The organism is Pseudomonas sp. GW821-FHT04D07 (genome assembly GCF_059420225.1).
The window spans coordinates 1-5829 of sequence record NZ_JBWKTH010000057.1; the positions used below are offsets into that span (position 1 = coordinate 1).

Annotated in this window: 7 protein-coding genes; 2 read left to right on the forward strand and 5 right to left on the reverse strand. The window is 60.6% G+C overall.

Annotation, left to right across the window (positions count from 1 at the left end):
• Window positions 1-157: 157 nt before the first annotated feature.
• The 5 genes from AC07T0_RS31580 to rplU all read right to left on the reverse strand — a co-directional run bounded on the left by AC07T0_RS31580 (window position 158) and on the right by rplU (window position 3999).
• A complete protein-coding gene (locus tag AC07T0_RS31580) occupies window positions 158-625 on the reverse strand; it encodes a CreA family protein (protein ID WP_495004852.1) in 468 nt (155 codons plus the stop codon).
• Between the two features lie 19 nt (window positions 626-644).
• Window positions 645-1763 (reverse strand): glutamate 5-kinase, encoded by a 1119-nt coding sequence (proB, locus tag AC07T0_RS31585; RefSeq protein WP_495004856.1) that lies wholly within the window; start codon window positions 1761-1763, stop codon window positions 645-647.
• 205 nt (window positions 1764-1968) lie between these two features.
• Window positions 1969-3192, reverse strand: coding sequence for an Obg family GTPase CgtA (gene cgtA / locus AC07T0_RS31590; RefSeq protein ID WP_495004853.1), 1224 nt, complete (start codon window positions 3190-3192; stop codon window positions 1969-1971).
• A 199-nt stretch (window positions 3193-3391) separates the two neighbouring features.
• Window positions 3392-3649, reverse strand: a complete 258-nt coding sequence (rpmA, locus tag AC07T0_RS31595) for a 50S ribosomal protein L27 (protein WP_100941438.1) — start codon at window positions 3647-3649, stop codon at window positions 3392-3394.
• Window positions 3650-3684: 35 nt separating this feature from the next.
• Complete coding sequence (gene rplU, locus AC07T0_RS31600) at window positions 3685-3999, reverse strand: 50S ribosomal protein L21 (RefSeq protein WP_003176051.1); 315 nt, start codon at window positions 3997-3999, stop codon at window positions 3685-3687.
• Between the two features lie 241 nt (window positions 4000-4240).
• On the opposite strand from rplU, the gene AC07T0_RS31605 reads away from it, so the two are divergent.
• On the forward strand, window positions 4241-5209 hold the full coding sequence (locus AC07T0_RS31605; RefSeq protein ID WP_495004854.1) for a polyprenyl synthetase family protein: 969 nt from the start codon (window positions 4241-4243) through the stop codon (window positions 5207-5209).
• A gap of 201 nt (window positions 5210-5410) precedes the next feature.
• Window positions 5411-5752 carry a zinc ribbon domain-containing protein YjdM gene (locus AC07T0_RS31610; RefSeq protein ID WP_495004855.1) on the forward strand — a complete coding sequence of 114 codons (342 nt, stop codon included), beginning with the start codon at window positions 5411-5413 and terminating at the stop codon, window positions 5750-5752.
• Window positions 5753-5829 lie beyond the last annotated feature (77 nt).

Genomic DNA, 5829 nt, shown 5'->3' on the forward strand with positions numbered 1-5829 from the left:
TCGCTGTCGTTGGCTTCATTAGAATGCCACCGTGGCGCTACAGACGCCTCGGCTTGGGCGAGTCCATCCAATTACAGTTTTTTGCGCATGACAATATTATTGCGTTGAAATGCTCACTTGCAGGAGCCAGCTTGCCGGCGATGGCGACCTCAAGACCTCACTGATGCGACCAAGGCAGAATCGGAATTGCCGTCACCGCATTCTGTGGACTGCCCTCGATCAAGCGGTCACTGTAGACCAGATACACCAGGGTATTGCGCTTCTTGTCGAGGAAACGCACCACCTGCATGGTCTTGAATACCAGCGAGGTGCGCTCCTTGAACACCTCCTCGCCATCCTTCAATTCACCACTGAAGCGAATCGGTCCGACCTGACGACAGGCCAGCGACGCTTCGGCGCGATCCTCGGCCAACCCCAGACCACCTTTCAAACCGCCGGTCTTGGCCCGGGATAGGTAGCAGGTCACACCCTCGACCTTGGGATCGTCAAACGCCTCGACCACGATGCGATCGTTCGGCCCGACAAACTTGAAGACCGTGGACACCTGACCAATCTCTTCCGCCGACGCCAGCAACGGCATCGCCAACAGCAATCCCAATCCCAACAATCCCTTTGCGATACCCATACCCATATCCCTCAAACCATCACACCAGAATCAGGTTATCGCGGTGAACCAGCTCAGGCTCCGCCATATACCCCAGCACACCGACAATTGCATCCGAGGGCAGCCCGATAATTTTCTGCGCCTCAAGCGCGCTGTAGTTCGCCAGCCCGCGAGCGATCTCACGCCCGTCCGCCGCCACGCACACCACCATCTCACCGCGACGGAAACTCCCCTGAACCAGCTTCACCCCTACCGGCAGCAGGCTTTTGTGATCCCGCGCCAGCGCATTCACCGCGCCATCATCGAGGACCAGCGTGCCACGGGTCTGCAGGTGCCCGGCCAGCCACTGCTTGCGCGCCGCCAGCATGCCGCGCTCGGGCGACAGCAAGGTGCCAATGCGCTCGCCCGACTTCAGGCGATCCAGCACCCGCTCAAGGCGCCCACCGACAATGATCGTGTGCGCCCCGGAACGCGCCGCCAGTCGCGCCGCGCGCAGCTTGGTCTGCATCCCGCCACGCCCCAGCGCCCCACCTGTCCCACCCGCCACCGCATCCAGCGCCGGATCGTCGGCACGCGCCTCATAAATCAGCTGGGCATCGGGGTTGTTGCGCGGATCGGCGTCGAACATGCCATCGCGATCCGTGAGGATCACCAGCAAGTCCGCCTCCACCAGGTTAGCCACCAGCGCCGCCAGGGTGTCGTTGTCGCCAAACCGGATTTCGTCGGTGACCACGGTGTCGTTCTCGTTGATCACCGGGATAACCTTGAGTTCCACCAGTGCCCGCAACGTACTGCGCGCATTGAGGTAACGCTTGCGATCGGACAGGTCGTCATGGGTCAGCAGGATCTGCGCGGTATGCCGGCCATGCTCGGCAAAGCTCGATTCCCAGGCCTGCACCAGGCCCATCTGGCCAATGGCGGCGGCCGCCTGCAACTCGTGCATGGCTGTCGGTCGCAGCGTCCAGCCCAGGCGACTCATGCCCGCCGCCACCGCACCGGAAGACACCAGCACCAACTCGACGCCCGCCTCATGCAACGCCACCATCTGCTCGACCCAGACACCCATTGCGGCGCGATCCAGACCCTTGCCGTCCGCCGTCAGCAGTGCGCTGCCGATCTTCACGACCCAACGCCGCGCACCTGTCACCTTGCTCCGCATCATCTTTCAACCTTGGCTTGCGGGCAGCACGACCGAGCGCTGCCCATGCGATTGTTCAGGGTAGCCGGTTCCCAGAAACCAGAACGCCGCTCGAATGAGCGGCGCCAGGTGGAACAGGCTGATGACGATGATAACACCGCCTCCAGTCGGATAAACCGCCCACTCACCCTCGAGCAGCGGCCAATCCGCGCAACAAACCCTAAGGTCAGTCGCGCACGTAGATGATTTCCGGACCATCTTCGTCATCGACATCTTCTTCGTCCCAGTCATCGTCTCCGATGTCGTGGACGCTCTTGACGCCGCTGCGGCGCAGGGCACGCTGGTCATCCAGGGCCTGCAACTGGGCACGCGCTTCATCTTCGATACGCTGATCCAGGTCGCGCAACTCGTCGGCGTAGGCCGGGTCGTTGGCCAGGCGATCAAGACGATCTTCCAGGTAACGCATGATGTCGCGGGTCAGGCGCTCGGTCCCTTCCTTGGCGATCGCCGAGATCACATAGACCGGACCGGTCCACTGCAGGCGCTCAACCACTTGCTTGACCCGCTCCTCGTGTTCTTCCTCGAGGATCTGGTCACACTTGTTCAGCACCAGCCAGCGATCACGCTCAGCCAGGGACGGACTGAACTTGGTCAGCTCGCTGACGATTACTTCAGCCGCATCCGGCGCACTGCTGTCATCCAGCGGCGCCATATCGACAAGGTGCAACAGCAGGCGCGTACGCGACAAATGCTTGAGGAAGCGAATCCCCAGGCCGGCACCGCCCGAAGCTCCCTCGATCAGACCCGGGATATCGGCAATGACGAAGCTTTTCCAGCGGTCGACACTGACCACGCCCAGGTTCGGCACCAGGGTAGTGAACGGATAATCCGCCACCTTTGGCTTGGCGGCCGAGACCGAACGGATAAAGGTACTTTTACCGGCATTCGGCAAGCCCAGCAGGCCGACGTCGGCCAACACCTTCATTTCCAGCTTGAGGTCACGCTGCTCGCCCGGCTTGCCCGGCGTGGTCTGGCGCGGCGCACGGTTGGTACTGGATTTGAAACGGGTATTGCCCAGACCGTGCCAACCGCCATGGACCACCAGCAGGCGCTGACCCGCCTTGACCAGGTCACCGATGATTTCCTGGGTGGCGGAATCGATCACCGTGGTGCCGACCGGCACGCGCAGCTCCATATCCTCACCCTTCTTGCCGGTGCAGTCGGTGCTGCCGCCGTTGGAACCGCGCTCGGCATCGAAGTGCCGGGTATAGCGGTAGTCCACCAGGGTATTGAGGTTTTCGTCGGCGACCATATAGATCGAGCCGCCATCACCACCGTCGCCGCCATTGGGGCCACCGTTTTCGATGAATTTTTCCCGACGGAAACTCATGCAACCGTTGCCGCCGTCGCCAGCTTTTACGCGAATCGATACTTCATCAACGAACTTCATAACACACGCCTCTCGCCACCAGGACGAGCCGAAAAATCACAAATACAAGTATAAGACTCTTGCAAAGATGAGCGCGGCGACCTCAATCAACGACCGAAAAATCCAGCGCCGGCAGCCCATACAAACAGCTTTGCAAGAGACTCACCCCACAAACGAAAAAGCCCCGTCGCAAGACGGGGCTTCTCCAGCATTCTCGCGATTAAGCCGCGATAATGCTCACGTAACGGCGGTTGAACGCGCCTTTTACTTCAAACTTGATCACGCCTTCGACTTTAGCGAAGAGAGTGTGATCTTTACCCATGCCAACGCCGTAACCGGCGTGGAATTGGGTGCCGCGCTGACGCACGATGATGTTGCCCGCTTTGATAGCCTGGCCGCCATACATCTTCACGCCAAGGCGTTTGGCTTCTGAGTCGCGACCGTTACGGGTACTACCACCAGCTTTTTTGTGTGCCATGAGTTCAATTCTCCAAAAAGGGGATTAGGCTGAAATTAAGCCTGAATACCGGTGATTTTGATCTCGGTGTACCACTGACGGTGGCCCATACGCTTCATGTGGTGCTTACGACGACGGAACTTGATGATGCGGACTTTATCGTGACGACCTTGGGAGATCACTTCAGCCACAACGGTAGCGCCAGCAACCACTGGAGCGCCGATGTTCACGTCATCGCCATTGGCGACCAACAGAACGCGATCAAAGGTAACGGATTCGCCAGTGGCGATTTCCAGTTTCTCGATCTTCAGGTATTCACCTGGAGCGACTTTGTACTGCTTGCCGCCGGTAACGATTACTGCGTAAGACATGGTATTTCTCCGATAATCCTGCTCACCCAGCGCTTTATAGGTAAAGGTATTGGCTGGCATGGCTGCATGGGGCTGGAACGGCCCAGTTGCAATTGCGTAAGGCAGGTGCTGCCCAGGAAGTTCAGGGTGCGCGATTGTACGCAAGCCATCAGGCCATTGCAAGCGTGCAGACCGCGTGCCTTGACAGCGTAGACCCCCCGCCCTAGCATGCCGCGCAACCCTTCTGGAGCGACTCTCGCTGATGCAACCCCAAGCTTTCTACCGCGCGGTGGCGGACGATTTTAGCGCCGTCGATGGCATCATCAAGAAGCAGCTGACTTCCCGGGTGCCACTGGTCTCGAAAATCGGCGACTACATCACCTCGGCCGGGGGCAAACGCCTGCGTCCTTTATTGGTGCTGCTGTGTGGCAAGGCCCTGGGCCGCGAAGGCGACGACCTGCGCCTGCTGGCCGCCACCATCGAGTTCCTGCACACCGCCACCCTGCTGCATGACGACGTGGTCGACATGTCCGGCATGCGCCGTGGCCGCTCCACCGCCAACGCCATGTGGGGCAATGCGCCGAGCGTGCTGGTCGGCGACTTCCTGTACTCGCGCTCCTTCGAAATGATGGTCGAGCTGGGTTCGATGCCGGTGATGAAGATTCTTTCACAAGCCACCCGCATCATCGCCGAAGGCGAAGTGCTGCAGCTGTCCAAGGTCCGCGACGCCAGCACCACTGAAGAAACCTATATGGAAGTCATCCGCGGCAAGACCGCGATGCTCTTCGAAGCCTCGACCCACAGCGCCGCGGCCCTGTGCCAGGCGACGCCGGAGCAGACCGAAGCGCTGCGGACCTTCGGCGACCACCTGGGCGTCGCGTTTCAGTTGGTCGACGACCTGCTGGACTACAAGGGCGATGCCGAGACCCTGGGCAAGAATGTCGGCGACGACCTGGCCGAAGGCAAGCCGACCCTGCCGCTGATCTACACCATGCGCGAAGGCACGCCGGAACAGGCGGCCCTGGTGCGCCAGGCGATCCAGAAGGGCGGCATCGAAGACCTGGAAAGCATTCGTGAAGCGGTACAGGCTTCCGGCTCCCTGGATTACACCGCACAACTGGCCCGCGACTATGTAGCCCGTGCCATCGCCTGCCTGGAATCCCTGCCGGCGAGCGAATACCGCGATGCCCTGGTGGAACTGAGCGAGTTTGCGGTCGCCCGCACTCACTGAGAAGACCCAGCACGATCTACCTGTAGGAGCCAGCTTGCTGGCGATGAGGCCCTAGAGCCATGCAGCGACCTTACGGACGCCATCGCCGGCAAGCCAGCGCCTACAAGGTTCTGCGCCAACCTGCTCACCCGCCGTACCCCCTCCCCCGCTAAAACCCTATATAATGTGCGCTTTTCACCTTCCCGAAACCGAGGAACCTTAGTGAGCACGTTACCACCCTGCCCGAAATGCAATTCTGAATTCACCTACGAAGACGGCACCCAGTTGGTCTGCCCGGAATGCGCCCATGAATGGTCCGCCAGCGGCGAAGCCGAGGCCGCCAGCGACGACACCGTGAAAAAGGACTCCGTGGGTAACGTCCTGCAAGACGGCGATACCATCACCGTGATCAAGGACCTGAAGGTCAAGGGCACCTCCCTGGTGGTCAAGGTCGGCACCAAGGTCAAGAACATCCGCCTGTGCGATGGCGACCACGACATCGACTGCAAGATCGACGGCATCGGCCCGATGAAGCTCAAGTCCGAGTTCGTCAGAAAGGTCTGAAGAAACACTGTCCCACCTGTAGGAGCCGGCTTGCCGGCGATGAGGCCCTTGAGCCATGCGGCGACCTTGCGGACGCC